Consider the following 24,807-nt stretch of genomic DNA (forward strand, 5'->3'; position numbering starts at 1 on the left):
CTTATCGTTTCCCCGCGGGAGATTGAACCGCGCCAGCCTGCGATGTTATTGTCGGATATCCGACTGGCAGGATCACGCTACTCCGCGACTACCTGGGCCATCTTGATGGCTTCGACATAGCGCGCCGTCTCGTCGCTGAGCGCCTTGGCGTAGTCCGCGCTCGACCCACCCACCGGCTCTATGCCTGCGATGTGCAGCTGCGAAATGACTTCTGGCATCTTGACGGCATCCGCGACGGCGTCTGCCATCTGCTTCACCACGGCCTCAGGCGTTCCCGTCGCCGCGAGTACGCCAACGGTTACGGCATAGTCGTACCCGGGCACTACTTCCGAGATCGCCGGAATCTGCGGTGCGAGCTTGGACCGCTGCAGTGAGTTGGTGCCAAGGATCTTCACCTGGCCGGACTTCACGAAGCCCGATAGCGAAGGCAAAGCGGCGAACACCACTTGCACCTGGTCCCCGATCAGCGCCGGGACGGACTGGCCGGAGCCGCGGAAGGGGATGTGCCTGATATCGATCTTGAGTGAGGCTTTCAGTGCTTCCATCGATAGTTGATGCGTGCTCCCTATGCCGGACGAGCCGTAGTTGAGTTGGCCAGGCTTCGACTTTGCAAGGGCAATAAAGGATTGGAGCGAGTTTGCCGGCACACGGGCATTGACGGCTAGAAACAGCGGAGATCTCGCCGCCAACGAGACTGGCACGAAATCGCGCTTGGGCTCATAGGACAGATCCTTGTAGATCGCGGGGTTGATTGTCATCATCGACCCGTCGGTGACCAGAAAGGTATAGCCATCGGCAGGGCTCGTTTTAAGCGCCTGCGCAGCTACCACGCCATTGGCGCCGGGACGATTCTCGACCACGAACGGTTTGCCCAGACGTTGTGTCAATTGCTGGGACAGGACGCGGGCAACGGTGTCGGGCAGACCGCCCGGCGCATAGGGAACGATCAGCCGGACCGCCTTGTTGGGCCAGGAATCGGCGCCTGCCAGAGTCGCCGTTGGGGCGAATGCGGCGGCCGTTAGGCACAGGCACAGGCACAGCTTGCGCCGTGCGAGATGGTTGGGGGGGCGTCTCATGGTGTGTCTCCTCTCTTTATAGTAGTGCGCCGCTATGTCGGGTAAGTTTGATGCGGCAATTCGATGTCCCGGGCCTCACGTGCCGAAGCCAGCATCGCGAGGCAGACTTCGAGCGTGGCCTTTGCCCAGGGTCCGCCGTGGATTGGGCGCCGGCCGTGAACGACGGCGTCAATCAGTTCGTCGATGACTTCGAAACGCGGCACCGACGGCGCCGGCAGCGGGATGTGTTCCCGTTCCCTATCGCCATAGACCCAGATGCCGTCTGGCATGGGGCGGATGTCTGCGTGCTCGCAGCTGACGATAACGGGGCCGAAGTGCTGGTGGGCGAGCGGGGCGTGCGCGCCGGCGGGCGATGTCCAGGATGGCCCGCCGTAGGTGGCGTCCGCCTTGAGCCGTGTTTCCGCCTCGGCCGAGCCGATGCCGGCGAGCCTGCGTCGCGCCTTTCCGTAGTCCTCTTCGTGGGCTGGGAAACCCATTTCGGTGAATCCGCCGTTCCACGGGTCCGAGTCGAAGCGGCCGTAGCCGCTATAGGTCAGGGAAGCATAACTCCCGTTCTCGAACCAAAGCATGGCGGAATATGCGCCTTCGGTCGGTCGGGATGGATCCCATTGGCCAAGCGTCGCCCGGACCCGACTGGCCGGGGAACCGGCGAGCAGGCGGACCACGTCGACCTGGTGCGCCGCCTGGCTGAAGACGACCCCACCGCCAGCCTCGGTCTGAAGTTCCTCCGGGCGCCGCGGCCGGTAGAGAAAGTCCGTGTAGTTCAGCGCGTGGATCATCCGCACTGCGCCGAAGCGGCCCGAGTCGAGCAGGCGACGAGTGTGCAAGTAGGGGGAATCGAAGCTGTGGCAATGCCCGACGATCATTTGCACGTTAGCCCGCGCACACGCCTCGATCATCTGGTCGCACTCCGCCATCGATAATGCCATTGGCTTTTCGACCAGCAGGTGCTTGCCATTCGCCGCGGCAAGGCATGCGTGGGCGGCATGGAACTGATGTGGACTGGCAACGTAGACTGCATCGATGGCAGGCGAGAATGCCATCTCAGACAGGTCCTCGTACACCGGGGCATGGAAATCGCGCGCAAACTGCCGGCGCGCAGTGTCGCGCGGGTCGCAGGCGGCGGCGAGGACCACGCGATCGTCTGCGAGGAAGGTGGGCAGCATGAGCGAGAATGCCCGGCCGAGTCCGACGACACCCAGGCGCACCTTTCCGTCAGGTTTCCGTTTCATAGCTCGATCACGAGTTCGGCGCTTCTTGCCCGCGAGACGCAGATCATCACCTGGCCTTTCATCTCTTCCGGCATCAGGACCATGTCACGGTGATCCGCCTCGCCCGCCACCAGCGTGGTGCGGCAGGTACCGCACGTTCCGCTCTCGCAGGAAGACGGCACGTTGCAGCCATGCTGGCGCAGGACACTCAGGATACTCTTGCCCACCGGAACCTCGAAGCGCTGCCCGGTACTGTTCAGCACAACGTCGAACGGCTTGTCGTGCGCGCGCACCTCGCCCCCCTCGTTGAAGCTCTCAAAGTGAATCTTCGTGGCGGGCCAGTGACCTGACATGTCACGCACGGCGTCCATCAGCCCGCGCGGGCCGCAGCAGTAGACGTGCGTGTCGCACGGCCGCTCCAGCACCGGCCACAGGTCGAATGCCTTGTCGGGATCGCCGAAGTCATGATGGATCTTTACCTTGCCCCGGAGTTCGGGTGCCTGCAACGCATCCAGGAACGCGGTGGTCTCCGGCGAGCGCGTGAAATAGTAGAGTTTCCACTTGGCCGTCGACAGTTCTCCAAAGCTGCGGATCATCGACAGGATGGGTGTGATGCCGATGCCACCAGCGATGAAGATGAACGCCCTGCCATTGTCGACGAGAGGGAATGCGTTCTCCGGCAAGCCAACGGGAAGCGGGTCGCCCTCCCTGGCGTCGTCGCAAAGACTCACGGAGCCGCCCTGGCCGTTGGCGTCACGCTTCACGGTGATGATGTAGTGGTGACGTTCCGCGGGGTCGTTGCACAGCGAGTACTTCCTCAGCAGGCCGTTGGGCGTCTGCACCTTGATATGCGAGCCTGGCGTGAAAGGAGGCAGATCGGTGCCATCGGGCTGCACGAACTCGAAGCTGCGGATACCTTCCGCCGCGTCATGGATGCGGGCGATACGCAGGAGCATCTGCGTATCGGCGTGGGGCTGTGTAATGGTCGTCATAAGTCTCTCTTGTCAGGCGTCGAATCGCATCGACAGGTCGATGGCGAACACGTCCTTGGTCAGCTTGCCGCTGGATATCCGGTCTACGCCGGTGCTCGCGATGGCGCGCAGCGATTCCCAGTCCACACCCCCCGATACTTCCAGCAGCGCGCGCCCGGCGTTCAGGGTGAAGGCCCGGTGCATATCGTCCAGGCTGAAGTCGTCCAGCAGGACGCTGGTGGCGCCTGCCGCCAGCGCTTCTTCCAGTTCCGCCAGGTTCTCGACTTCGATCTGGACGGACACGTCGGTGCCAAGGTGCCTGGCCCGCTCGAGTGCCGCCTTGATCCCGCCTGCGGCCGCGATGTGGTTTTCCTTGATCAGGATCCCGTCCCACAGTGCCATGCGGTGGTTGACGCCGCCTCCAACGCGAACGGCGTACTTCTGGGCCTGGCGCAGCCCAGGCATGGTCTTGCGCGTGTCGAGGATGGCACAACCCTTCGGGTTCGGCGATACGTCGGCGATGCGCTCGGCATAGCGGCGCGTCACTGTTGCCACGCCGGACAGCATCTGCAGGAAATTCAGTGCCGAGCGTTCGGCAGACAGCAGAGCCCGCGCGTCGCCTTCCAGGCGAACAAGCTCCTTGCCCGCCGCCGCCGTGGCACCTTCGGCGACCAACCATTCGATCGACGCGGTCGGGTCGAGGCGCAGTACGCAAGCGCTGAACCACGGCTGGCCGGCGATCACCGCGCTTTCCTTGGCGATCACGCGAGCACGTATGCGTCTGCCGGCCGCCACGAGCTGGGCCGTCCAGTCGGTGCGCCCAATGTCCTCCCGCAGGGCATCCTCGACATTGCGATGCAGCGCCTGCTCCAGGCTCTCGTTGTACTCGAACATCCTTGCTCCCAGGGGCGCGCGTTGCAGCACGATCTGCGCGCGCGATCTTGTCAAATGCTGTATGACTCGTAGGTGGACGGGTGAAAGATGTCTTCCACCGGGACCAGGCGCTCGGACAGTCCCTGGCCATGGTGATGCCGCACGAAGGTTTCCAGAGTCCGGCGGTTCGCTTGCACACCGTAGGACCAGTAGTCCTCGCCGAGCGTCTCGCGGGCGGCCTTCAGCATCTCCTCGACAAAGGGCATGGTCACCTTCGTCGCCGACGTGTCGGACAGCTGTTCGAGAGCGTAGGCCTTGGACTGGCTGAATGCCTTGAACACCGCGCCGGGAAGCCAGGGATGGGCTTGCGCCAGGGTCTTCCGGACGCCAACCACGTGCATGATCGGAAAGACCCCCGTGCGACGGAAATAGTCCTTGGCTTCCGCGGTAGGGTCATCGAACAGCCACGCGATATTCTCGTTGCGCAACGCGCTGGCGCCAGGCGGTCGGGGCGCGATGAACCCGTCGATCTCGCCGTGGTCGAGCATGTCCGAGATCGTGCGTCCTTCCGGCGCGGGCTCGACGCGGACGTCGGCCGGCAACTGGAGCTTGACCTTCTCGGGGCGGCCCGCCGTATCGATGCCGCCGCGCACCCAAGTGACGTCGGACGGACGAACCCCGAACTCGTCCTGGAGGATCGCTCGCGCCCATACGATCGCGGTGAGCTGGTATTCGGGGATGCCGATGCGGCAGCCCTTCAAGTCTTCAGGCCGCTTGATGCGGTCCTTGCGGACATAGATCGACGTATGGCGAAAAGCTCGGGAGAGAAAGACGGGGACGGCGATGTACGGGCAGTCGCCACGCGAGTGCTTGACCAGGTAGCTCGAGAAGGAAAGCTCCGTGATATCGAAGTCCTGGCTGCGCATCGCGCGGAAGAACATCTCCTCGGGGGTGAGCGTCATGTAGACCGGGTCGACACCGTCGATCTGGGCGCGGCCATCGAGCAGGGCGCGGGTACGGTCATAGTCGCCCATGGCGACGGAAAGGCGTAGTTTTGTCATCGTGCAATGGCTCTGGGGGCTGGGTCTGATAAATCGGAAGGTGCCGGGCGCGTCCTACGTCGTGATCGAGTAAGAAGGTTCGAACTCCGGCCGGTCCTGGCCATCCGCCCATACATAGGAGACCGTGAAAGTCCGCCAGTCGTCCGTCTTCGGCACGACGGCCTGGAACGCGCAGACGTCGGCGGGAATCGCGTTGGCGCCGGTGCCGATCGCTTCGCTGCCTTCCTGAAAGGCCTTGACGGCATCCAGCATCTGCTTGCGGAACTCGACGATGGCGAGATCGCTGGCACCGAGCCGATCATGGGTTCGGTCCGCAATCGGCCCCATCGTCAGCCACATTGCCACGTCCTGGTTGGGGAAGCCCGAGATGCCGGTGAAGTTGCCAGCCTTCATGGCCTGGCGATCCTGCCAGAAGCGGTTCTCCATATTGCGCAGCGGCCGGTAGTAGGGGTCCAGGTCGACGCCCACGGTCTGGCGGAGGAACTTGCGCCAGGATTCGGTCTCGGGTGTCTGCGCAGGATGGCCCCAGGCGATGAAGTAGAACGCCGTGTTCGTGTCATCCATCGGGACATTGACATTGGCGACGTTGTAGAGATTGTTGGGAGGAATCAATGCCGTCGCCGGGGCAACGAACACGGTCGAGCGGACGTAGTCGTGGGTCTGCGCCTCGTGGATGGGCCGGCGAATGGCGGCATAGCGGAATCCGTAGCTGCCGCGCTGCACCTGCAAGCGCGGCGCCTTGTCGGTCGAGGGACGGAGCCAAAGGTTCGAGGTGGCCTTTGCGCTGTTCACCCGTGCCGGAACCATATCGGAGCTGTGCAGGCTGGAACTGTGGGCCGAATCGATCGCGCCCTCGAGCACTTGTGCCCAGTTACATGGCAGGAGTACCTTGGCAATGCTCACTCGGGTCTCTTCGGTCGGCGCCCATCGTGGCGGCGTGAATTCCGGTATCGAGTCCGCCGGGCCCATATAGGCCCAGACCATGCCGCCCCATTCCTTGCTGGGATACGCCTTGTGCTTGACCTTCTGCGCCATGCAACTCGAGGGGGGCTCCGAAACCATCTCCAGCACATTGCCTGCGACGTCCATCTTCCAGCCGTGGTAGAGGCAGCGCAATCCACCTTCTTCATTGCGGCCGTAGACTAGAGAGGCCCGGCGGTGCGGGCAGTATTCGTCCATCACGCCGACCCGACCATCGCTGTCGCGGAATACCACCAGGTCTTCCCCGAATACGCGTGATTTCACGGGCGCACCGTCAGGTTCCGCAACCTCCTCGATCAGGCATACCGGCGTCCAGTGCCGGCGCATCAACTGTCCCATCGGCGCGTCGCCTTCGACTCGGCACAGCAGTTCGTTGTCTTCTTCGGTGATCATTTCTCGGCACTCCTGGCGGACGTCTCCCGGGTGGGATCGGTCGTGCACATCGGTTGTTTTGGATGGTAAAACTTAGTTAGCTAAGCATAATGAGGTGGGACGGCAATGACAAGAAGACCGAACGAAAACCAAGGGAAAATACTTAGTGATGTAAGTATATTTTTTAGAAACGCGGGCTCAGCAGGCGTATGCGAAAGCTGGTAGCAGCCGAGCGGGTGGGCGGTGGCGCAGGATCTGGCAATCGGAATTCATCACGCGAGCAGGCGTGTCTGGCGTGGCACGGGAAGCACAAATGGCGCACAGCATGTACTCGCCGGGCTCAGGCCGATTCCGCGCAGTTGCTGAGTTGCCGGGTGCGAGCGTCATTGCAACTGCATCCGGCCGTCATTGCTGCCGACGGTGAGGGTGTTCGGGGTGGTGTCGGGGTGACGGTCACCGCGTCGGGTGCTAACCCGGTGCCCAACCAGCTATCCTCCCCAAGGTCCGGAAGGACGAGGAGAGGGGCACGGTGATGACGCTGGACAGCACCTTGCATGCCGCCCTGACGCGCGCGCTTGCTACGTGGGTGGGGGCAATAATTCGATCGGCAGGCTGGACGGCGACAATGGCATGTAATGCGTCCCTCGCCGCCCGGCAGCCGGATCATTCGCCGATCTCGACCTCCATGTTGGTGATGGTCGGGAAGTCCTTGTTCTGTTTCAGGTTGACGGAGAACGTCACGCCCTTGCGCGTGCCCATCACGTAGCCGGTATTTTCATCCGCGTCGGACTCAGCATCTTCCAGCGGCGGCGTGAGTTGCTGGTAGAAGGCCAGCACCTGCTCGATGCTGTCGGTGGTCTGCAGCCTGAGCACGCGCTTGGCCTTGGCGTTGCTCAGGGCGTCCTGCGCGGTGCGATAGATGATCGCCTTCGGATACAGCGGCACCTCCGGGGAGAATCCTGTGGGGCGCTTGACCGGCTTGCCCGCGGTGTTGCTGGCATCCAGCGTGACGTATTCCACCGTGGCGATCTTCTCGCCGTCCCCATTTTTGAGGTCCTCGGGCACGTCCTGGCTCCACGTGACCAGCGGCTTTGCCTTGGCGCGATCGAAACCGGGCCGCAGGAAGACAGACAGCACGCCGTGCTGGCTGTCCTGGCAGGACGTCAGCCCCTTCTTGCCGCATTGCCGGTGCACCATCGCCGCGGCCAGCACGTCGCCGCGATCGTCCACCAGCACGGCCGCGCGTTCGGCGCCGTCGGAGAGCTGGCGGCGCGACGACAGCAGGCGCAGGTCGCCGGGCAGTTGCTGCCGGGTCCGGTTGGGGCGCGATGCCAGCCCGGACAGCAGTTGTTCGGCCAGCAGCCCTTCCGCCCAGTAGTAGGTACCGGACGCGTTGCCCGCAAATCGGGTCACGGCGAGATCCAGCGCGGGGGCGTCCCTCGTTTCCTTGGGGCTGGTGTCCAGGACCAGGACGGCATCGGCGGCCAGGGCATAGGGCGCGGTGCCCAGGGTGGAGAGCAGCAAAGCCAGTGCGGCGCAGTGGGCGGGACGAAATCGAAGAGTCATGCGGTGAGCGGAAAAAGGTAACGATGTCAGGCCGGGAAACAAGAAAACGGACGCCGGAGGGTCCGTTTTGACGGAAGGCTGCGAAGCCTCATGTGATTAAAAGTATACTTGGTAATGCCAGGTAGTTGACGCCGGGCACCGAAGACGGTGGCCGCGACGACGACAGGTGGATCGAGTAACCCGGCATTTGAATGGACGCGTAGCGAGATATGAACAAGAAGATCTCAGTATTCCTGATGGCCGCCGGCACGATCGGGCTTTCCGCCCCGGCTCACGCACAGGCAGACCCGGCTGTGCTCAAGGGTATGTATGAGATGTCCCGCAACGTCGCCGGCCTCACCAGCTACTGTGTCGGAAAGGGCTTCCTGAAAGCGGACAGCATCAAGAACGCCAGGAAGATGGTGGCTTTGATGGCGGGGCTCCCTGGCGTCGACACGAGCGGGGGCGATGCCAGCGAGGCTACGGGTTTGCGCGGCAAGGTGAGGCTGTCCGACGGTAGGGAAGAAGGGATTGAAAGCAGCCCGCTCGGCGCCAGGCAGTGGTGCAAAGACTCGGCACAAGGCGTGTCGGACGGTTTGAAGAGCGCTGCTGCCGGCTGATTGCGCGGCCGCGCAGAGACAGCCTTCGGCTGCTTCGATGCCAACTGCGCAGGCGCCGCCTGGTACCGCGCCCAGGCTCCCGCGCAAAACCGCATATCGACACGCGTTCTTATTCCTTAAAGATCGAACCGCGACGGCGTATGTTCATGTTCCAGCCGCGTGGCGCCTTTCATCCCGGCGCTGCGGCGTTACCGAGAACCAGGAACAGGAGCCTACGATGAGCGTGGAAATCATTGGCATGATCCAGAGCCAGAAACAGTCGGAAATCCATCCGGCCAGCGGCCCGGCGGTGGATCGCGACTATGTGCGGGCATTTGCACAAGCGCATGAGAACGCCGGTTTCGACCGCGTGCTGGTACCGCATCACTCCACCGGCCCCTCCGCCACGCTCACCATCGCCTACGCGGCGGCCGTGACCGAGCGGGTGCATTTCATGCTGGCGCACCGGCCGGGCTTTACCGCTCCCACGCTGGCGGCCAGGCAGATTGCTTCGCTCGACCAGTTCAGCGGCGGCCGGCTGGGCGTGCATTTCATCTCCGGCGGCTCGGATTCGGAGCAGCAGCGCGACGGCGATTTCCTCGGCCACGACGAGCGCTATGCACGTACCGACGAATACCTAGGCATCCTGCGGCGCCTCTGGACGGAGGGCAAGCCGTTTGATCACGAAGGCAAGTATTACCGCTTTACCCAGGGCTTCTCGGAAGTGAAGCCGGCCCAGAAGCCGCATGTGCCGATCTTCTTCGGCGGTGCTTCGGACGCGGCGATTGAAGTTGCCGGACGTCATGCCGATGTCTACGCACTGTGGGGCGAGTCGCTCGACCAGGTCCGCGACATCACCACGCGAGTGCGCGCCGAAGCCGCCAGGCATGGTCGGCAGGTGCGCTTCTCGGTCTCATTCCGGCCGATCCTGGCGGAAACCGAGACGGCGGCATGGGCCCGCGCCAATGCCATCCTCGAAGAAACGCGCCGCCTGCGCGCAGCGGCCGGCCTGGGGCAGGGCGGCCCGCAGCAAAGCGAAGGCGCGCGCCGCCTGCTGGCCGCCGCCGACAAGGGCCCGCGCCTGGACAAGCGCCTGTGGACAGAGATCGCCACGCTGACCGGCGCGCGCTCCAACTCCACGGCACTGGTCGGCACGCCGGAGCAGGTGGCCGATGCACTGCTGGACTACTACGACCTTGGTGTGACCACCTTCCTGATCCGCGGCTTTGATCCGCTGGAGGATGCCGTGGACTATGGCCGCGAGTTGATTCCGCGCGTGCGCGAACTGGTGGCGCAACGCGATGCCGCCAACGGCCGCAAGGCTGCCTGAAGGGGATGGCGAGCGGCACCATGACGACATCCCGAAGACAATTCCTGCACTACGGCGCGGCGGCGGCTGCGAGCAGCGCTTTGCCTTTTTCCGTTTCCGCCCAGGGGCGGCCCGTGCTCAAGGCCGGCGACCAAAAGGGCGGCCTGCGGGCGCTGCTGGAAAGCGCCGGCGAACTGAAGGGCCTCGCCTACGACATCCAGTGGACAGAGTTTCCCGCCGCCGCGCCATTGGCCGAAGCGCTCAATGCGGGCGCCGTGGATTCCGGCCCGATCGGCGATGCGCCGGCCATTTTCGCGCTGGCCGCCGGCACGCCCATCAAGATCATCGGCGCCAACCGCTCGGACCCGTTCGGCACCGCCGTGCTGGTGCGCGCCGATTCGCCTCTCAAGACGGCGGCGGACCTGCGCGGCAGGAGCATCGGCACCAACCGTGGCTCCATCGGCCATTTGGTCGCCCTGAAGGCGCTGGAATCGGCCGGGCTCAAGCCGGAGGACGCCAGCCTGCGCTTCCTGCCGCCTGCGGACGCCAAGCTTGCGCTGGTCAACGGCTCGGTCGATGCCTGGGCCACCTGGGAGCCCTACACCGCGCTGGCCGAGACCAGCGGCCACGCACGCGTGCTGGTCAGCGGACGCGGGCTGTGGTCGGGGCTGAGCTACCTGGCGGTGACGGACAGCGCGCTGGCTGCCAAGCGTGAAGTGCTGCGCGATTTCCTGCAGCGCGTGGTGCGCGCGCAAGTGTGGTCGTACCAGCATGTGGACAGCTTTTCCGCCGCGCTGGCGCGCATCATCGGCATCCCGCCGGAGGCGGCGCGGCTGCAGTTCGAACGGCGCCATACGCAATGGCGCAATATCGATGCGCAGTTGATCGCCGAGCAGCAGCGCACGGCGGATTTCTACCTGAAGGCCGGGCTGCTCAAGCAGCGGCTGGATGTGCGGACGACGTTCGACACCAGCTTCCCGCTGGCTGTCTGAGACGCTGCGCCGGCGACCGCGCCTGCCTGCCCGGTTTCACGGTGGAGGCCGCGCTGGCGGCGGCTGTGGCCGGCGAGCCGGCATCTCTCGCTCAATCTCAGGGTGTTGATCGACTTCCTTGGCGAGCGGGTGTTCCCGCGCCGCTGGTGACTAGTGCAGCGGCGGCACGAGATCGGATTCACGCAGGCTGACTACCCGGTTGCGGCCGCTGCGCTTGGCCTGGTACAGCGCCTCGTCCGCGCGGGCATATGCCTGTTCGAAGCTGGTGCCGGGCGGGTTCCAGCTCACGCCGAAACTGGCCGTCACCTGCAGGCTCCGGGGCAGCGCAAACGCATGGCTCGCGATATGCAGCCGCATGCATTCCGCGAGCTTGACCGCGGCGTCGAGCGTGCGCCCTGGCAGCAATGCGGCGAACTCCTCGCCGCCCACCCGGCCGATCAGCCCGCCATCCGGCACGGTTTGTTCCAGGCAGTCGACGACACCGCGAATCACGGCGTCGCCCACCGGATGGCCAAGCGTGTCGTTGACCCGCTTGAAGTGGTCGATGTCGAGCACGATCAGCGACAGGCTGCCGCCAGCAAGCAAAGTTCCGGCCCGCTCGATGATGGCGCCGCGGTTCAGCGCGCCCGTGAGCGTATCCCGCGTCGCGCGGAACTCCAGTTCGCGCGCCAGGTCTTGCAGCCGGTGGTTGAGCCGGTTCATTTCCAGCTCTTCGCGGTCGCTGCGCCGTATCAGGCGCCGTGTCTCGCGCATCAGCCGTTCGTAATAGCCAATCAGGTCGCCGAGCGTGTCGCGGTACGCCTGGGCGCCGGCATCGGGATTGGCGAATATCGCCCTGGCACCGGCCAGGACGCTGTTTTCCGACTCGAAAAGGTCTGGCTCGGTCATGCGCGGATCAGCTTGTCGTCGTGGCGTGGTCGAAGAATGCGATGGCCGGAAAATCGGCGTGCAGGTCCTGGCCGAACTCAAGGATGGTGTCATCGTCCACGTCGTGATACCAGTGCAAGATCACCCGGTTGCCTTTGTCGGCCGCATCGTTCATGGCATCGAACATGCTGAACAGCACCTTGGTGCTGGAGCTGTTGAAGTACGTCAGCGCAACGTGGACGGTGACCTCCGTATCCTCGCAGGCAGCCAGGTACTTGCGCAGGCGCAGGATCACGTCTCCGTAGAACACGGCGGCATTCTCCGGATAGGACTCGCCCCTGAGCGAGAGGGTGTGCTGCTTGAAATCGAAGCTCACCTCGGGCGAGGTCGGCGTGGCGGCTATGAACAGGTTTTCCATCAGGTTCCCTTTCGATCCCGTTCAGATTGTTCAGATGGTTGCGGTGAGGAAGAACATGGTCGAGACCGGGTCCGTATCGATAGGCTGGAAGCTGTACTCCAGCGGCGCGCTGGCGTCGCGGGCCACCGTCAGGAAGCCGAGGCCGGCGCCCTTGCTGCCTTCCGGCGCCTCCGCCCGCATGGTTTCCTTGTACGCCTGCTTGATCTGGTCCAGCGTCATGCTGCGCAATGGTTCCAGCGCGGCGCGCAGTTGTCCCACCCTGGTGACCGCCACCGGGTTGGAGCACATCAGCCGGTAGCGGTCGTCGACCATGCAAATGCAGACCGAGCCGTGCCGCAGCTGGTTGCTGTCCTGCGTGGGCGGGGTCAGCGCATCGGACGAGTAATGGACGATGTTCTGCGCCATCTCCACGAACGAGGAGAAGAGCTTGCGCCGGGTCGATCCGTCCACGCCGCTTACCGTCAGTTGCAGCCGCACCGCGTCCGACATCGCCGCGATGATGTTCTGGGAGAAATAGCCGACGTAGTAGAAGATCACGTTGCGTTCCCTGGCCATTTCAAAGAATGGGCCATATTCGTTGTCAATCGAATTACCGTTCATATCTGGACTATTGAACGCGAAAACAGAAAAATGTGAGATCGTCGCGGCGGCGGTGATGGGCTTGCCATGCGCGATACTGATCCAGCACCGCCTGGTTGATCTGTGCCGCCGAGGCATGCCGGCTTGCACGGATCGCTTCGCGTATACGGCGCTTGCCAAAGGCAATCTCCTTGGGGCCGCCAATCTGGTCGATCAGCCCATCGGTGGTCACGAACACCACGCTGCCAGGCCGGGTCTGGATCACGCGGTTCCGCCACGCAAAATCCAGGTTTGTGTCGACATAGCCGACGCCCATGCGCTCGCCGTCCAGGATCTCGCCTTCTTCGTCGCCGGGCTGCAGCACGAACAAGGCGCTCTTGGCGCCGGCGAACGCGAGCCGCCGGCTAGCGTTGTCGAACCAGAAGAACGCCGCATCCATGCCGTCATTGGACCCGGGCGTGTCGTCGTCGCCATCGATCTGGCTCAGCATCTGCTTGATGCCACGGTTCACCGCCGCCAGCAGCGCCCCGGGGTCGCGCGGGCCGCGCTGCTCGATGGCCTGGATCAGGATGGACGAGGAGATCAGGGTCAGGAACGCGCCCGGCACGCCGTGGCCGGTGCAATCGGCCAGCGCGGCGAACCAGCCGTCTTCAAAGGCGGCAAAGTGATAGAAATCCCCGCCGACCACATCGCGTGGCTCCCACACCAGGCTGGCGTCGCCAAGCGTTCTGGCAAGCGCCTCGCGAGAGGGGCGCAGCATCGAACGCTGGATGGTGCTGGCGTAGTCGATGCTGTGCATGATCTGGCGGTTCTTCTCGGCCTGCATGTCCGCGACCACGCGCATCAGTTGCAAGCCATGCCCGATGCCAAGGAAGCGGCCGTCCCGCGCGATGATGAAGCCGTCGGCAAGCGCCTTCTCGCCATACTCCACCGCCTTGAAGGTGAGTGCCTCGATGCTCATCGCGGCATCGACCACCAGCGGCTCCTTGTCCATGAAGGCGATGCAGCTCTTGCGGTTATACAGCTCCCGGTGATAAGGCTTGCTCATCTGCGACATGAAGATCGCGCGATTGATCAGGCCGATCGGCGTGCCGTTCTCGGTCACCGGCAGGCTGGCAAGGTCCCGGTGCTTGCCGAACACATCCAGCACTTCCTGATTGTTCTGCTCGGTGGTCACCGATGGCGTCGTGACGCAGAGATCCTCGGCACAGGGCTGCCGAAAGCGGGAACGAGCCAAGTGTGAGTCAACCGGAACGTCAGGCATCGCCAGGGCATTCGGACTATTGGGAAGCCGCCGATTGTATGGCGCGCGCATGACGGTTACGTGACATGTGGCCGCGGCCCATCCTGGTGGAGGTAGTGTCGCTAGCCACCGCTAGTCGGTTGCCGGCGCGCTCGCTTCCTTTAGTGCCGCCGCGTCATACTCACGCGCCGCGTCGGCGGCGCGGCCCCTTCCCCGCACGCGGAAGGTGGCCGGATCGGCGCCGTCGATCGCCACCAGGTTCACATAGCCGACGATGTAGGCATGCTTACGGTCGCGCGCAAAGTCGGCGTCGAGGAATTCGAGGGTGGGCAGGTGCACGCGCCTGGCCGATACCGGGCGGCGCCCGAAGAAGAGCTGGTCGCCGGCCAGCAGGAAGCCGGGGTGGGGCACCTGCAGCGTATCGTGCGGCGCGGCCACCTTGAGCGGCTTGTCGTCGCAGAACAACTGCGCGTCGTCCCACGCGTAGCAGCCCGCGATGCGCAAGGTATCAGGGTTCACGCCTTTTTTTGCCTTGCCGCGATAGAAGGCGCGGCTGGCATCCCGGGCCCACGAGTGCTGCAGCACGGTAAAGCCGGCGGGATCGATCTTGCGCAGGGCTTGCGGCGTTTCATCGTGGTTCGGTGCGTAGAACACGGTGGCGCCGTCGCTGAGATAGCCGTCCCCCAGCGCTTGCAAGCTGGATATCGGCCGCGAGGAAAGCAGGGTCAGTTCGCATGGGCCTTCGCTGTACCAGTGCAGCCAGTGGATACCATGCGCATCGCCACAGAACACGCCGGTAAGACCGTGGCCAACGGGCAGTTCCCGCGCCGCAAAGGTGACCGGATCGAGCCCGGTGAGGCGATGGCCGTCGTATAGCACATCGCGCGCTGGCGTGGCTTCTGCGGCTGGCGCCTGCAGGCGGTGCCACCAGTAATCCTGTAGCGTGGGGAGAGCGGTGAAGAAGTCCCGCCAGCGCTCCACCTCGTCCTGGTCGAGCGCGGTCCTGCGCTTGCCGTCGTCGATCGGGCCGAGCTTGTCGGTCATGCGCAGCGGGCCGTCGCCATTGGGCGCTACCACCAGGCTGGCCCGGTCGGCATCGATGCGCCGGCCGAAGTAGTAGACATGCCCGGCATCCGCAATGTAGTTGCCCGGGAGGCCCACCACGGTGGCGCCGTCGGCGCCGATCACGCGCTTGCCGTTGAAGTAGGCCGACTCGGCGTCCACCGCGTAGTAAGCATGCGTGCAGGCCACCGGCTCCAGCGGGCCGCTCTCCGGCCAGCGCCAGCCCTGGTAGGTGAGCGGCCGGAAGGCCTGCGGGCTGCGGGTGCGGATGGTCTTGCCGGTAATGAAGTACGCCTGGTGGGCATCGCGGGCGTAGCGCTCGTTCAGGACTTCGAAGGTGGCTAGATCGGCGTCTTCGATCCGGTAGAAGTAGTACCAGGCCGTGCCGCTGCCTTGCTGGGCCTGCACGATGACGTGCTCGCCATCGGTGAACCAGCGTCCGTCGATGCAGCGAAACGCCTGCGGGTGGGCGATGGGCAGCGGGTTGCCGTCCTTCCCCCAGAGCGGCCGGTCGTTGTATGACCAGATCACGGTGTCGCCTTCGATGAAGTACGAAGGATGGTTGGTTGGCTGGCGCGATGCAGTCATGAAAGGCCGTTTTGAATGCCGAGTGGAGCAAAGCCGACATGGTAAGCGGTAATCCCGCACAGGCCAATGCCTTCCGCCGTTCATGATTGCAATTAACGGCCAGGAAATTTCCCCGCCCGTATGTGGCGCGCCGGCCACTTGCGGCCGGCGGCAGAGGCGTGCAGGATGTGGGGCGGTAAGCAAAACCCTTGAATGAATTGGACGAACTGGAGACCTTATGCCGTACATGCTGCTCATCGTCGAACCGATTGGCCAGCGCGCCGGGCGCACCCCGGAACAGGGGCGCGAAGCCTACGCCAGCATGCAGCGCTTCGCCGAAGGCCTGAATGCGCGCGGGGCGTTGCTGGGCGTCAACTCCCTCACCTCGGAAACCAACGGCGTGCGCGTGCAGGTGAGGGAGGGGCGGCGCGACCTGCTTGACGGCCCGTTCGCCGAGGCCAAGGAAATGATCGGCGGCTACTTCCTGATCGACTGCGCCACGCAGGACGAAGCCATCGCAATCGCCGGCGAATGCCCCGCCGCGGCGTGGTGCACCGTGGAAGTCCGCGAGGTTGGCCCTTGCTTCATGTAAGGCCGCTGGGGGGCGGCGGCGTGGCGCAGATTAGGGAGTTACCCTGCATCGGGGATTTTTTTCGCATTGCGTGTCGATCAGGGCGCGCGTGGTTCGTCGTACCGGTAAGAGCCACCGAAACGGCATGGCTTGCTACCGACAACGGATTACCCCGAGTACAAGGAGAACTGCAATGCGATTCATGATCCTGGTGAAAGCCACGCAAGGCAGCGAAGCCGGCACGATGCCGGAAGAAGGCCTCTTCGCCGCGATGGCGGCCTATCACGAGCAACTGGCCAAGGCGGGCGTGTTGCTGGACGCCGCGGGCCTCAGGCCCACCTCCGCCGGCTGGCGCATCCGCTATGCCGGCGGGCAGCGCACGGTCATCGACGGACCGTTCGCCGAGACCAAGGAAGTGGTGGCGGGCTACACGCTGATCCAGGTGCGCAGCCGCGATGAAGCCATGGAATGGGCGCGGCGCTTTCCCTCGCCGCACGGCGAGTTGGCCGACGGCGAGATCGAGGTACGGCAGCTGTTCGAGCTGGAAGACTTCGGGCCCAGCCCCTCGGTGCAGCGCTTGTGCGACATTGGCGCGGGCCAGCATTGAACCCGGCGCCAGATTCGAATCCCTCCCAGCCAGCCAATCCGCGGACACCCATCATGCTCAAGACCATCCTGCTAGTCGCCTTGTCGGCCGTCGCCCTGTTGCTGATCTTCACCGCCACGCGCCCCGATACCTTCCGCGTGGAACGCAGCGCCAGCGTCAAGGCGCCGCCCGAACGCGTGTTCGCGCTGATCAACGACCTGCACAGCTTCAACCAGTGGAACCCGTATGAAAAGAAGGACCCGGCGCTCAAGGGCACCTACGGCGGCACGCGCAGCGGGCAGGGCGCCGCCTATGCCTGGGAGAGCGACAAGGTGGGCGTGGGACGGATGGAGATCGTCGACACGGTGCCGGCCTCCCGGGTCACGATGAAGCTGGATTTCTTCAAGCCGTTCGAAGCCCACAACACCGCCGAATTCACGCTCAGGCCGGAGGCCGGTGCCACGCGCGTCACGTGGTCGATGCAAGGCGCCGTGCCGTACTTCGCCAAGCTGGTGCACCTGGTCTTCAACATGGACAAGATGGTGGGCAAGGACTTCGAGGAAGGGCTGGTCAACCTGAAGACGCTGGCCGAGGCGCCGGCGGCCCGGTAAGCCCCGGCCATCTCCAGGCATGCACGCCAACACGCGATTCCGGATTCAAAGGACAACATCATGCATAAGCAAATCTACCTGAACCTTGCCGTGGCCGACCTGCAGCGCTCGCAGGATTTCTTCAAGGGCCTGGGATTTACCTTCAACCCGCAATTCACCGACGACAACGCCGCCTGCATGGTCATCGGCGAAAACATCTACGCGATGCTGCTCAAGCATGAATTCTTCAAGTCCTTCACCACCCGCAAGCTGTGCGACACGACCGACAGCACGGAAGTGCTGATCTGCCTCTCCTGCGAGAGCCGCGCCGAGGTGGACGCCCTGGTCGCCAAGGCCGTGGCCGCCGGCGCAACGGCGCCGCGCGCACCGCAGGACCACGGCTTCATGTACGGGCACGGATTCGATGATCTCGACGGGCATATCTGGGAATTGGTGTATATGGAGCCCTCGGCGCCCGGCGCGACCAGCGCGGCCTGAAGCACATGGTGACGACGACACCGACGCAGCGGGCGATCGAAGCCGTCTGGCGCATCGAATCCGCCAAGGTCATCGCCCACGTTGCGCGCGTGGTGCGCGACGTGGGGCTGGCCGAAGAACTGGCGCAGGACGCGCTCGTTGCCGCGCTGGAGCGCTGGGGCGAGACCGGCGTGCCGGACAATCCCGCCGCCTGGTTGATGACCGCGGCGAAGAATCGCGCGCTCGACCATCTGCGCCAGCAGGCACTGCATGCCCGCAAGCACGAGCAGATCGGCCACGATCTCGAAGCGATGGAGGCTCACGTGGTGCCGGATTTTGTCGATGCGCTTGACGCCGCGCGCGCGGACGATATCGGCGACGACCTGCTGCGGCTGGTCTTCACCGCCTGCCATCCGGTGCTCTCCACGGATGCGCGGGTCGCCATGACGCTGCGCTTGCTGGGCGGGCTGACCACCGAGGAAATCGCGCGTGCCTTTCTCACGCCGGAGGCCACCATCGCCCAACGCATCGTGCGTGCCAAGCGCACTCTCGGCGCGGCCCGCGTGCCCTTCGAGGTGCCCGGCCCGCAGGCACGGGCGCCGCGCCTGGCTTCGGTGCTGGAGGTGATCTACCTGATTTTCAACGAAGGTTATTCCGCCACGGCTGGCGACCACTGGATGCGCCCCGCGCTGTGCGAGGAAGCGCTGCGCCTGGGCCGCACGCTGGCTCGCCTGGTGCCGGAGGAAAGCGAAGTGCACGGACTGGTGGCGCTGATGGAGATCCAGGCCTCGCGCACGCATGCGCGGGTGGATGCACAGGGCCGCCCGGTGCTGTTGCCCGACCAGGACCGCAGCCGCTGGGACCACTTGCTGATCCGGCGCGGGCTAGGCGCGCTGGCGCGGGCGGAGGAACTCGGTGGCGCGCTCGGGCCCTATGCCTTGCAGGCGGCGCTGGCGGCCTGCCACGCCCGCGCGCCCAGCGCCGACGAGACCGACTGGGCGCAGATTGCCGCGCTCTACGATGCGCTGTCCCAGGTCGCGCCGTCCCCGGTGGTGGCGCTGAACCGCGCGGTGGCGGTCGGCATGGCCTTCGGCCCCGAAGCCGGCCTGGAGCTGGTCGATGCGCTCGTTGCCGCGCCGGTGCTGGCGAAGTACCACCTGCTGCCCAGCGTGCGCGGGGACTTGCTGTTCAAGCTGGGCCGCCTGGATGAGGCCCGTGCCGAATTCGAGCGCGCGGCGGGCATGACGCGCAATGCCCGCGAGCGCGAGCTCCTGCTCGGGCGGGCGCGCGATGCGGGGGCCACCCGGTCGTGATTCGCCAGCGCGCATTGCAGCGCGTCACCACCGCCCCCGGTAAAACTCTAATATCGGATACCGAAATATCTAAATTCCCCAATACCGGAAAGCCGACGATGATCCTAGCCAAGGGCCCGGGGGATCGATTGCTCCCGGGCTCTGCAAAAGCCAACCGGCCGCCGACGACGGCAGGACCGGCAGGCCTCACCATCGAAGTGTTCCAGGAGACTCCAATGATTCCACGGCTACTGTCGACCGCCAGCCTGGCGCTGGTCGCATTCTTCGCCTCTGGCACCGTCGGCGCGCAACAACCCGCGCCACAGCCTGCACCTCAGGCCGCACCGCAAGCCGCGCCTCAAGCTGCGCCTCAAGCGCCCATGAATGCAAAGGAAGCAAAAGCGAAATACGCGGAAAAGTTCGCTGCCGCCGATACCAACCACGACGGCAAGCTGACCCGCGAGGAGGCGGAAGCCGGCATGCCGGAGGTCTACAAGAACTTCGACAAGATCGATACGAAGAAGAAGGGCGAGGTTACGCAGAAGCAGATTGGCTCGTACTTTGTGGCCAAGGCCAAGCAGAAGGCCGCGGCGCAGAACCCGGGAAGTCTGAACTGACCTGGCGGTGCCGGCAGGGAATTCGCGAGCGAAACGCTTCAGGATTCCGCTGGCAGCGGATGGTGGGGCAGCATCGGAAATGCAGGTCCCCGACGACAGAGATCCCCGGAAACTGGCTGGATTGCAACCAGTGCCGGGGAGCTTTAAATATTCTTTAATTCTATTTAATACCTTTTATACCTGAACACGACGGAGGGTTTCCGTTGTCGTTTCAGTCAGGTCAGGTCAGGTCAGGAGATTGAAGGCGAACCCTAGCGCAATTGCGCCGCCGAGCGCCTCCACTGCTGCCAGCGCGAGAAGGTTCTTCAAAATGAAGGCATCGTCCTGCTTCGTCACCATGGTGTTGTCTCCTGAAGTAGGAATCAACGGCTGGAAGGTAATGGCTGCCACAGCAGTACCGATCCACGCTCCAGCCATGTCTTGATTCGCTTCCAGTAGACCGCAACCCGAAGCCGGCGAAAAGTTGGCATAAACCCCTATTCAGGCGTCCGGTGGACCGCTGGCCTGGGGCGACTCATCACAATCCGGAACTTGCAGCAGGCCTGGAAGCTGAGAAATCTGCAGTTCGGGTTTCTAGTTTCTATTCCGATCGCAAGGCCTCCTGCGGAGCAAGCCGTGCCGCCCTGCGCGCCGGCAGCACTCCGGCAGCCAGACCAATCACCACCGCCAGCAGCTCGGCCAGCACAGCGTAGGACCACGGTGTGTGGACCGGCAGCGCCGGCAACGCCGTTGTAAGCACCAGCGCGATACCCCATCCCAGCAGCAGTCCCGCCATGCCGCCGATGGCAGCGAGCACCGCGGCTTCACCAAGGAAGAGGAGCATGACCTGTGCCTCGGTCGCACCGATGGCGCGCAGGAGCCCGATCTCCGATGTGCGCTCGGCCACAGCGATGGTGAGGATCGTGAGGATCCCCACGCCGCCCACGATCAGCGAGATGGCGCCGATCGCTGCCACCGCGAAGGTAATGGCATCGAGTACGGTGCCGAACACGTCCAGCATCTTCTGCTGGGGCGTGACGGTGAAGTCCTCGGCACCATGGCGCGCGCTCAACAGGCGTTTAATGCCGTCCTCCACATCGGGGAGCGGGGCGGTGGGATCGTAGGTGACCTCGATCTCGACCAGGCTTTCCCGGTTGAACAGGTCCAGGGCACGACCGGCCGGTATATAGACCGTATCGTCCAGGTCGAAGCCCAGCATCTGGCCCTTCGCTTCCATCACGCCCACCACGCGATAGCGTTCACTACCCACGCGGATGCGCGCGCCCAGCGGGTTGTCGCCGCCGAACAGTTCGCGCGCCACTCTTGCGCCGAGTACCGCCAGCGTCCGCGCGGCGCGCGGATCGTCATCCGGCAGGAACTGGCCGGTGGCCACGCGCATGCTCAGTGCCTCGGTGAACCTGGGCCCGACACCATACAACGTCACCCGCCTGCTCTTACCGAGGTAGTCGACTTCGGCATTGCCCTGCACCAGTGGGTTGGTCACCCGCACGTGGGGGGCATGGCGCAGGGCGATGGCGTCCTCGATCGTGAGTGGGCGCACGGTGTTGATCGACCCGAGCGAAGCACCGTGGGTCTGGGTGCGGCCTGGCGTCACGCCGATCAGATTGGTGCCGAACTGGGTGAACTCTTCGATCACGAAGCGATGCAGCCCTTCGCCGATTGAGGTCAGCAGGATGACCGCGGCGATGCCGACGGCAATGCCCAGCGCGGTGAGCAAGGTGCGTAGCCGGTGGGCAGCCAGGGAGGCGAGGGTGAACTGGATGAAGTCTGCGTAGCGCATGGGTCATCGTCCCGACAGGGCCTGCACCGGATCCAGCTTTGCCGCGCGTTGGGCCGGTGCCACGGTGAAGGCGATGGCGGTCACGACGGCGATGGCCGGCGCCCCCAGCAAGGCCCACCAGGGCGGGGTGAAGGGAATCGCCGGATAGAGCCGTACGGCAAGCCTGCACGCGGCTTCGCCCACAGCCAGGCCCGCGGCCACGCCGCCGAGCGCCAGCAGTACCGCCTCGGTGAAGAAGAGCAGCCGGATGTGGCCGGCGGTGGCGCCGAGCGCCTTGAGCAGTCCGATTTCGCGCTGCCGCTGGGTCACGGCAATCAGCATCACGTTCATGATGAGAATGCCGGCCACGGCGAGACTGATGGCTGCGATGCCGCCCACCGCCAGCGTGAGCGCGCGCAGGATGCGGTCGAACGTGGCGAGCACCGCGTCCTGTGTGATGACGGTCACGTCGCGCTTGCCTTCGTGACGCTGGCGAATGATCTCCTCGGCGTCGGCCCTGGCGCCCTGGATCTGCTCGCGGGCCTTCGCCTCGATCAGGATGCGGAACAGCGAGTCGGTGTTGAACAGGGCCTGGGCCGCGGACAGGGGAACGATGACCAGTTCGTCCGTGTTGAAGCCCAGCGATTCGCCCTGGCCGGCCAGCAGCCCGATCACGCGAAAGCGCCGGTCTCCGATGCGCAGCCATTCACCCAGCGCCTGGCGCGTGCCGAACAGCTCCATCGCCACCCTGGTGCCGATCACGCACACGGGCTGGCCGTGGTGCGGATCGCCCTCGGGCAGGAAACTGCCCTGGGCTAGTGCCATATGGCGCACCGCCAGCAGTTCGGCGGTGGAGCCCAGCACCGGCGCTTCGCGTCGTAGCGCGCCAACATGCAGATCCGCGTTCCCGACAATGAGCGGCGCGACGCGCAGGACGGCGGGACTGCGCCTGAGTGCGAGCGCATCATCCAGCGTCAGGTCGCGCGTGGTTGCGCCCAGCACGATCCCCGGCGCTGCGCCGGCCGTTTCGCTGCGCCCGGGCAGCACGATGACGAGGTTGGTGCCAAGTGCGCCGAACTGGTTCACCACGTACAGCCTGGCTCCCTCGCCGAGCGCGCTCACCGTCACCACGGCGGCGACACCGATTCCCATGGCGAGCAGGATCAGCAGGCTGCGTGAGCGGTAGCCGCGCAGTACCTGCCAGGTGAAACCGAGGACGTCAGTGAGCCGCATGGGTATCCTGCCGCGGCTCGTCACCGGCGATGCCGCCGTCCACCATGCGCAGCCTGCGCCGGGAGCGGGCGCCGATCTCCGGGTCGTGCGTGACCACGATCAGCGTCGCACCCTGTGCATGCAGGCCTTCCAGTACGGCCATGACTTCCTGGCCGGTATGCCGGTCCAGGTTGCCGGTGGGCTCGTCGGCGAGAATCATCGCCGGGCGCATGGCCATTGCACGGGCGATGGCAACCCGCTGGCACTGCCCGCCCGAGAGTTCGTCTGGCCGGTGCCTGGCGCGGTCTTGCAGGCCGTACTCGCCGAGCAGCGCGTCCACGCGGCGGCGGCGTTCGGCCGGGTCCATCCCTGCGAGCACCATCGGCAGCTCGATGTTTGCGGCGGCAGTGAGGCGCGGCACCAGGTGAAAGAACTGGAATACAAAGCCGATCTTCTCACGCCGCAGGCGCGCCAGTTCGTCGTCCGGGAGCGCGGTCACGTCGCGGCCGTCCAATTGGTAAGTACCTGTATCGGCGCGATCCAGCAGGCCCAGGATATTTAGCAAGGTGGACTTGCCAGAGCCCGATGGGCCCATGATGGAGAGGTACTCTCCCTGAGCAACCGCAAGGTCGACTCCATGGAGCGCATGCACAGCCTCGCCGCCCAGCACGAAGGTCCGCCCGATGCCGTGGAGCCGGATCATTTTGCTTGCGTCTCCACGGAAGTCTGTTTTTCCTCGACAGCGGCGATGCCGGCCTGGAGGCCAATCCGTTCCGGTGACGTGACGACGCGCTCACCGCGCTTGAGCCCCGCCGTCACCTCGGTGAACTCCGTGTTGGAAATCCCGGTGTCGAGCTTGCGCGCCTCCAGCCTGCCGGCGGCATTCAACACCAGCACGCGGTTGCCGGACGTCAGTGCAGCGGTAGGGATGCGCAGCGCCTGGTCGCGGGCATCTGTCACGATTTCCACATCGGCGCTATAGCCCACCAGGAGATGGCGGACGATGTCGGGGCTGTCGAACTGGACCTCGACTTCAACGGTGCGGGCCTGCTTCTCCAGTGCCAGGACATAGGGGGCGATGCGGCGCAGCCTGCCTTCGAAATGCCTGCCCCGATAGGCGTCGAGGGTGACGCGCGCCGGCATGCCGACCTGCAGGCGTGCCGCGTCGATCTCGTCGATCGGTGCGGATACATAGAGGCACGAGTCGTCGATCAGGTCCACGGCGGGCAGCGTCGGGATGCCGGGCGGCGAGGGCGTCAGGTATTCGCCAATCTCACCGTTGACTTCGGCCACCACGCCGTCGAAAGGCGCCTTCAGCACCGTGCGCGCAGTATCCGCGCGCGAGGCGGCGATACGCGCCCCGGCCTCCTTCACCTGCGCCTTCGCGGATTCGCACGCGGCGCGCCTGGAGTCGGCGTCGGCATCGGTCCGTTCCACTGCCTGGGGCGAGACGAAGCCTTTCCCCACCAGTTCCCGCGAGCGCCTGGCGTCGCTTGCCGCCGCCTTGGCCAGTTCGCACACTTCGCGCACGTGCGCGGTGGCCGTTAGCAACTGGTTTTGCGAGAGTTGTTCGCGCGCGACCAGATCTTCGTTCCAGAGGACGAGGAGTATCTGGCCAGCCTTCACCCGATCACCCTTGTGGATATTCAACACCTCGATGCGTCCGGCCGCCGGCGGCGCCAGTTTCGCCCGCCGGCAGGCTGACACCGAGCCTGCCCGGGTGTTGGCGACAGTGGCCTCGACTCGCCCCTGCTCGACCTCGGCAGTGAGTACCGCTACCGGCTTGGCTCGGGTTGCGTACCAGCCTGTGCCAGCGAGGCCCGCGAGTATCGCCACGACAATCGCGACTCGCTTGACGAGGCGGCTGCGTGTCAGCGTTCCTGGCGGAGACAGCGGCTTGTCTGGCATAGGGTCAGGGATGCGAAGACGTCGGGTGCGAATGTTGCGCTGCATCAGCCCCACCGTCCCGCGGTCTTT

25 protein-coding genes are annotated in these 24,807 nt (G+C 65.0%); 9 read left to right on the plus strand and 16 right to left on the minus strand.

Annotation, left to right across the window (positions count from 1 at the left end; genetic code table 11):
• Positions 1 to 77: 77 nt before the first annotated feature.
• The 7 genes from ACZY0R_RS14385 to ACZY0R_RS14415 all read right to left on the minus strand — a co-directional run bounded on the left by ACZY0R_RS14385 (position 78) and on the right by ACZY0R_RS14415 (position 8,111).
• On the minus strand, positions 78 to 1,076 hold the full coding sequence (locus ACZY0R_RS14385) for a Bug family tripartite tricarboxylate transporter substrate binding protein (protein WP_488859028.1): 999 nt from the start codon (positions 1,074 to 1,076) through the stop codon (positions 78 to 80).
• 32 nt (positions 1,077 to 1,108) lie between these two features.
• Entirely contained in the window at positions 1,109 to 2,308 is a 1,200-nt protein-coding gene (locus tag ACZY0R_RS14390; RefSeq protein ID WP_488859029.1) for a Gfo/Idh/MocA family protein, read from the minus strand.
• Positions 2,305 to 3,279 (minus strand): PDR/VanB family oxidoreductase, encoded by a 975-nt coding sequence (locus ACZY0R_RS14395; RefSeq protein ID WP_488859030.1) that lies wholly within the window; start codon positions 3,277 to 3,279, stop codon positions 2,305 to 2,307. Before ACZY0R_RS14395 ends, ACZY0R_RS14390 begins: the two co-directional genes overlap by 4 nt.
• A 12-nt stretch (positions 3,280 to 3,291) precedes the next feature.
• Positions 3,292 to 4,152: a carboxylating nicotinate-nucleotide diphosphorylase gene (gene nadC, locus ACZY0R_RS14400; RefSeq protein ID WP_488859701.1), complete on the minus strand. Its 861-nt coding sequence runs from the start codon at positions 4,150 to 4,152 to the stop codon at positions 3,292 to 3,294.
• A 50-nt stretch (positions 4,153 to 4,202) separates the two neighbouring features.
• Positions 4,203 to 5,192, minus strand: coding sequence for a substrate-binding domain-containing protein (locus ACZY0R_RS14405; protein ID WP_488859031.1), 990 nt, complete (start codon positions 5,190 to 5,192; stop codon positions 4,203 to 4,205).
• Positions 5,193 to 5,246: 54 nt separating this feature from the next.
• Complete coding sequence (locus ACZY0R_RS14410; RefSeq protein ID WP_488859032.1) at positions 5,247 to 6,566, minus strand: Rieske 2Fe-2S domain-containing protein; 1,320 nt, start codon at positions 6,564 to 6,566, stop codon at positions 5,247 to 5,249.
• Positions 6,567 to 7,208: 642 nt separating this feature from the next.
• Entirely contained in the window at positions 7,209 to 8,111 is a 903-nt protein-coding gene (locus tag ACZY0R_RS14415) for a hypothetical protein (protein ID WP_488859033.1), read from the minus strand.
• A gap of 209 nt (positions 8,112 to 8,320) precedes the next feature.
• On the opposite strand from ACZY0R_RS14415, the gene ACZY0R_RS14420 reads away from it, so the two are divergent.
• The 3 genes from ACZY0R_RS14420 to ACZY0R_RS14430 all read left to right on the plus strand — a co-directional run bounded on the left by ACZY0R_RS14420 (position 8,321) and on the right by ACZY0R_RS14430 (position 10,990).
• The gene (locus tag ACZY0R_RS14420) at positions 8,321 to 8,710 is read left to right on the plus strand and encodes a hypothetical protein (protein ID WP_488859034.1); all 390 of its coding nucleotides are present in this window, start codon (positions 8,321 to 8,323) and stop codon (positions 8,708 to 8,710) included.
• A gap of 217 nt (positions 8,711 to 8,927) precedes the next feature.
• Positions 8,928 to 10,019, plus strand: coding sequence for an LLM class flavin-dependent oxidoreductase (locus tag ACZY0R_RS14425; RefSeq protein WP_488859035.1), 1,092 nt, complete (start codon positions 8,928 to 8,930; stop codon positions 10,017 to 10,019).
• Between the two features lie 20 nt (positions 10,020 to 10,039).
• A complete protein-coding gene (locus tag ACZY0R_RS14430; RefSeq protein WP_488859036.1) occupies positions 10,040 to 10,990 on the plus strand; it encodes an ABC transporter substrate-binding protein in 951 nt (316 codons plus the stop codon).
• A 150-nt stretch (positions 10,991 to 11,140) separates the two neighbouring features.
• Here the strand turns inward: ACZY0R_RS14430 and ACZY0R_RS14435 are convergent, their stop codons facing one another.
• The 5 genes from ACZY0R_RS14435 to ACZY0R_RS14455 form a co-directional block, all read right to left on the minus strand.
• Positions 11,141 to 11,878, minus strand: a complete 738-nt coding sequence (locus ACZY0R_RS14435) for a GGDEF domain-containing protein (RefSeq protein WP_488859037.1) — start codon at positions 11,876 to 11,878, stop codon at positions 11,141 to 11,143.
• A gap of 7 nt (positions 11,879 to 11,885) precedes the next feature.
• A complete protein-coding gene (locus ACZY0R_RS14440; RefSeq protein ID WP_045242415.1) occupies positions 11,886 to 12,275 on the minus strand; it encodes a DUF1987 domain-containing protein in 390 nt (129 codons plus the stop codon).
• A 30-nt stretch (positions 12,276 to 12,305) separates the two neighbouring features.
• A complete protein-coding gene (locus ACZY0R_RS14445; protein WP_276289991.1) occupies positions 12,306 to 12,875 on the minus strand; it encodes a SiaB family protein kinase in 570 nt (189 codons plus the stop codon).
• A 7-nt stretch (positions 12,876 to 12,882) separates the two neighbouring features.
• Positions 12,883 to 14,118 carry a SpoIIE family protein phosphatase gene (locus ACZY0R_RS14450; protein WP_488859038.1) on the minus strand — a complete coding sequence of 412 codons (1,236 nt, stop codon included), beginning with the start codon at positions 14,116 to 14,118 and terminating at the stop codon, positions 12,883 to 12,885.
• Between the two features lie 111 nt (positions 14,119 to 14,229).
• The gene (locus tag ACZY0R_RS14455) at positions 14,230 to 15,747 is read right to left on the minus strand and encodes a hypothetical protein (RefSeq protein WP_488859039.1); all 1,518 of its coding nucleotides are present in this window, start codon (positions 15,745 to 15,747) and stop codon (positions 14,230 to 14,232) included.
• A gap of 217 nt (positions 15,748 to 15,964) precedes the next feature.
• On the opposite strand from ACZY0R_RS14455, the gene ACZY0R_RS14460 reads away from it, so the two are divergent.
• The 6 genes from ACZY0R_RS14460 to ACZY0R_RS14485 all read left to right on the plus strand — a co-directional run bounded on the left by ACZY0R_RS14460 (position 15,965) and on the right by ACZY0R_RS14485 (position 19,859).
• Positions 15,965 to 16,318 carry a YciI family protein gene (locus ACZY0R_RS14460; RefSeq protein WP_488859040.1) on the plus strand — a complete coding sequence of 118 codons (354 nt, stop codon included), beginning with the start codon at positions 15,965 to 15,967 and terminating at the stop codon, positions 16,316 to 16,318.
• Positions 16,319 to 16,490: 172 nt separating this feature from the next.
• Positions 16,491 to 16,904 (plus strand): YciI family protein, encoded by a 414-nt coding sequence (locus ACZY0R_RS14465; RefSeq protein ID WP_488859042.1) that lies wholly within the window; start codon positions 16,491 to 16,493, stop codon positions 16,902 to 16,904.
• A gap of 53 nt (positions 16,905 to 16,957) precedes the next feature.
• Positions 16,958 to 17,494: an SRPBCC family protein gene (locus ACZY0R_RS14470; RefSeq protein ID WP_488859043.1), complete on the plus strand. Its 537-nt coding sequence runs from the start codon at positions 16,958 to 16,960 to the stop codon at positions 17,492 to 17,494.
• A gap of 60 nt (positions 17,495 to 17,554) precedes the next feature.
• Positions 17,555 to 17,971 carry a VOC family protein gene (locus ACZY0R_RS14475; RefSeq protein ID WP_488859044.1) on the plus strand — a complete coding sequence of 139 codons (417 nt, stop codon included), beginning with the start codon at positions 17,555 to 17,557 and terminating at the stop codon, positions 17,969 to 17,971.
• 5 nt (positions 17,972 to 17,976) lie between these two features.
• A complete protein-coding gene (locus ACZY0R_RS14480) occupies positions 17,977 to 19,263 on the plus strand; it encodes an RNA polymerase sigma factor (protein ID WP_488859045.1) in 1,287 nt (428 codons plus the stop codon).
• Between the two features lie 215 nt (positions 19,264 to 19,478).
• A complete protein-coding gene (locus tag ACZY0R_RS14485; RefSeq protein ID WP_488859703.1) occupies positions 19,479 to 19,859 on the plus strand; it encodes an EF-hand domain-containing protein in 381 nt (126 codons plus the stop codon).
• Positions 19,860 to 20,439: 580 nt separating this feature from the next.
• Here ACZY0R_RS14485 and ACZY0R_RS14490 read toward each other — a convergent pair.
• From ACZY0R_RS14490 to ACZY0R_RS14505, 4 genes are read right to left on the minus strand one after another with little or no spacing between them, the layout of a single operon-like run.
• A complete protein-coding gene (locus ACZY0R_RS14490; protein ID WP_488859046.1) occupies positions 20,440 to 21,639 on the minus strand; it encodes an ABC transporter permease in 1,200 nt (399 codons plus the stop codon).
• Positions 21,640 to 21,642: 3 nt separating this feature from the next.
• Positions 21,643 to 22,851, minus strand: coding sequence for an ABC transporter permease (locus ACZY0R_RS14495; protein WP_045242423.1), 1,209 nt, complete (start codon positions 22,849 to 22,851; stop codon positions 21,643 to 21,645).
• On the minus strand, positions 22,838 to 23,533 hold the full coding sequence (locus ACZY0R_RS14500; RefSeq protein WP_488859047.1) for an ABC transporter ATP-binding protein: 696 nt from the start codon (positions 23,531 to 23,533) through the stop codon (positions 22,838 to 22,840). Before ACZY0R_RS14500 ends, ACZY0R_RS14495 begins: the two co-directional genes overlap by 14 nt.
• On the minus strand, positions 23,530 to 24,738 hold the full coding sequence (locus ACZY0R_RS14505; protein ID WP_488859048.1) for an efflux RND transporter periplasmic adaptor subunit: 1,209 nt from the start codon (positions 24,736 to 24,738) through the stop codon (positions 23,530 to 23,532). Before ACZY0R_RS14505 ends, ACZY0R_RS14500 begins: the two co-directional genes overlap by 4 nt.
• Positions 24,739 to 24,807: the final 69 nt, after the last annotated feature.

This window comes from Cupriavidus sp. F041 (assembly GCF_057814235.1).

Excerpts from the sequence above, each read along its gene's own strand:
- ACZY0R_RS14475 (WP_488859044.1), top strand. The coding sequence starts at position 17,555 with ATGCATAAGCAAATCTACCTGAACCTTGCCGTGGCCGACCTGCAGCGC.
- ACZY0R_RS14455 (WP_488859039.1), bottom strand. The coding sequence starts at position 15,747 with ATGACTGCATCGCGCCAGCCAACCAACCATCCTTCGTACTTCATCGAA.
- ACZY0R_RS14395 (WP_488859030.1), bottom strand. The coding sequence starts at position 3,279 with ATGACGACCATTACACAGCCCCACGCCGATACGCAGATGCTCCTGCGT.
- ACZY0R_RS14445 (WP_276289991.1), bottom strand. The coding sequence starts at position 12,875 with ATGAACGGTAATTCGATTGACAACGAATATGGCCCATTCTTTGAAATG.
- ACZY0R_RS14430 (WP_488859036.1), top strand. The coding sequence starts at position 10,040 with ATGACGACATCCCGAAGACAATTCCTGCACTACGGCGCGGCGGCGGCT.
- ACZY0R_RS14410 (WP_488859032.1), bottom strand. The coding sequence starts at position 6,566 with ATGATCACCGAAGAAGACAACGAACTGCTGTGCCGAGTCGAAGGCGAC.
- ACZY0R_RS14435 (WP_488859037.1), bottom strand. The coding sequence starts at position 11,878 with ATGACCGAGCCAGACCTTTTCGAGTCGGAAAACAGCGTCCTGGCCGGT.
- ACZY0R_RS14465 (WP_488859042.1), top strand. The coding sequence starts at position 16,491 with ATGCGATTCATGATCCTGGTGAAAGCCACGCAAGGCAGCGAAGCCGGC.
- ACZY0R_RS14495 (WP_045242423.1), bottom strand. The coding sequence starts at position 22,851 with ATGCGGCTCACTGACGTCCTCGGTTTCACCTGGCAGGTACTGCGCGGC.
- ACZY0R_RS14470 (WP_488859043.1), top strand. The coding sequence starts at position 16,958 with ATGCTCAAGACCATCCTGCTAGTCGCCTTGTCGGCCGTCGCCCTGTTG.
- ACZY0R_RS14485 (WP_488859703.1), top strand. The coding sequence starts at position 19,479 with ATGATTCCACGGCTACTGTCGACCGCCAGCCTGGCGCTGGTCGCATTC.
- ACZY0R_RS14415 (WP_488859033.1), bottom strand. The coding sequence starts at position 8,111 with ATGACTCTTCGATTTCGTCCCGCCCACTGCGCCGCACTGGCTTTGCTG.
- ACZY0R_RS14425 (WP_488859035.1), top strand. The coding sequence starts at position 8,928 with ATGAGCGTGGAAATCATTGGCATGATCCAGAGCCAGAAACAGTCGGAA.
- ACZY0R_RS14390 (WP_488859029.1), bottom strand. The coding sequence starts at position 2,308 with ATGAAACGGAAACCTGACGGAAAGGTGCGCCTGGGTGTCGTCGGACTC.
- ACZY0R_RS14505 (WP_488859048.1), bottom strand. The coding sequence starts at position 24,738 with ATGCCAGACAAGCCGCTGTCTCCGCCAGGAACGCTGACACGCAGCCGC.
- ACZY0R_RS14420 (WP_488859034.1), top strand. The coding sequence starts at position 8,321 with ATGAACAAGAAGATCTCAGTATTCCTGATGGCCGCCGGCACGATCGGG.
- ACZY0R_RS14385 (WP_488859028.1), bottom strand. The coding sequence starts at position 1,076 with ATGAGACGCCCCCCCAACCATCTCGCACGGCGCAAGCTGTGCCTGTGC.
- ACZY0R_RS14440 (WP_045242415.1), bottom strand. The coding sequence starts at position 12,275 with ATGGAAAACCTGTTCATAGCCGCCACGCCGACCTCGCCCGAGGTGAGC.
- ACZY0R_RS14405 (WP_488859031.1), bottom strand. The coding sequence starts at position 5,192 with ATGACAAAACTACGCCTTTCCGTCGCCATGGGCGACTATGACCGTACC.
- ACZY0R_RS14500 (WP_488859047.1), bottom strand. The coding sequence starts at position 23,533 with ATGATCCGGCTCCACGGCATCGGGCGGACCTTCGTGCTGGGCGGCGAG.
- ACZY0R_RS14450 (WP_488859038.1), bottom strand. The coding sequence starts at position 14,118 with ATGCCTGACGTTCCGGTTGACTCACACTTGGCTCGTTCCCGCTTTCGG.
- ACZY0R_RS14490 (WP_488859046.1), bottom strand. The coding sequence starts at position 21,639 with ATGCGCTACGCAGACTTCATCCAGTTCACCCTCGCCTCCCTGGCTGCC.
- ACZY0R_RS14480 (WP_488859045.1), top strand. The coding sequence starts at position 17,977 with ATGGTGACGACGACACCGACGCAGCGGGCGATCGAAGCCGTCTGGCGC.
- ACZY0R_RS14460 (WP_488859040.1), top strand. The coding sequence starts at position 15,965 with ATGCCGTACATGCTGCTCATCGTCGAACCGATTGGCCAGCGCGCCGGG.
- nadC (WP_488859701.1), bottom strand. The coding sequence starts at position 4,152 with ATGTTCGAGTACAACGAGAGCCTGGAGCAGGCGCTGCATCGCAATGTC.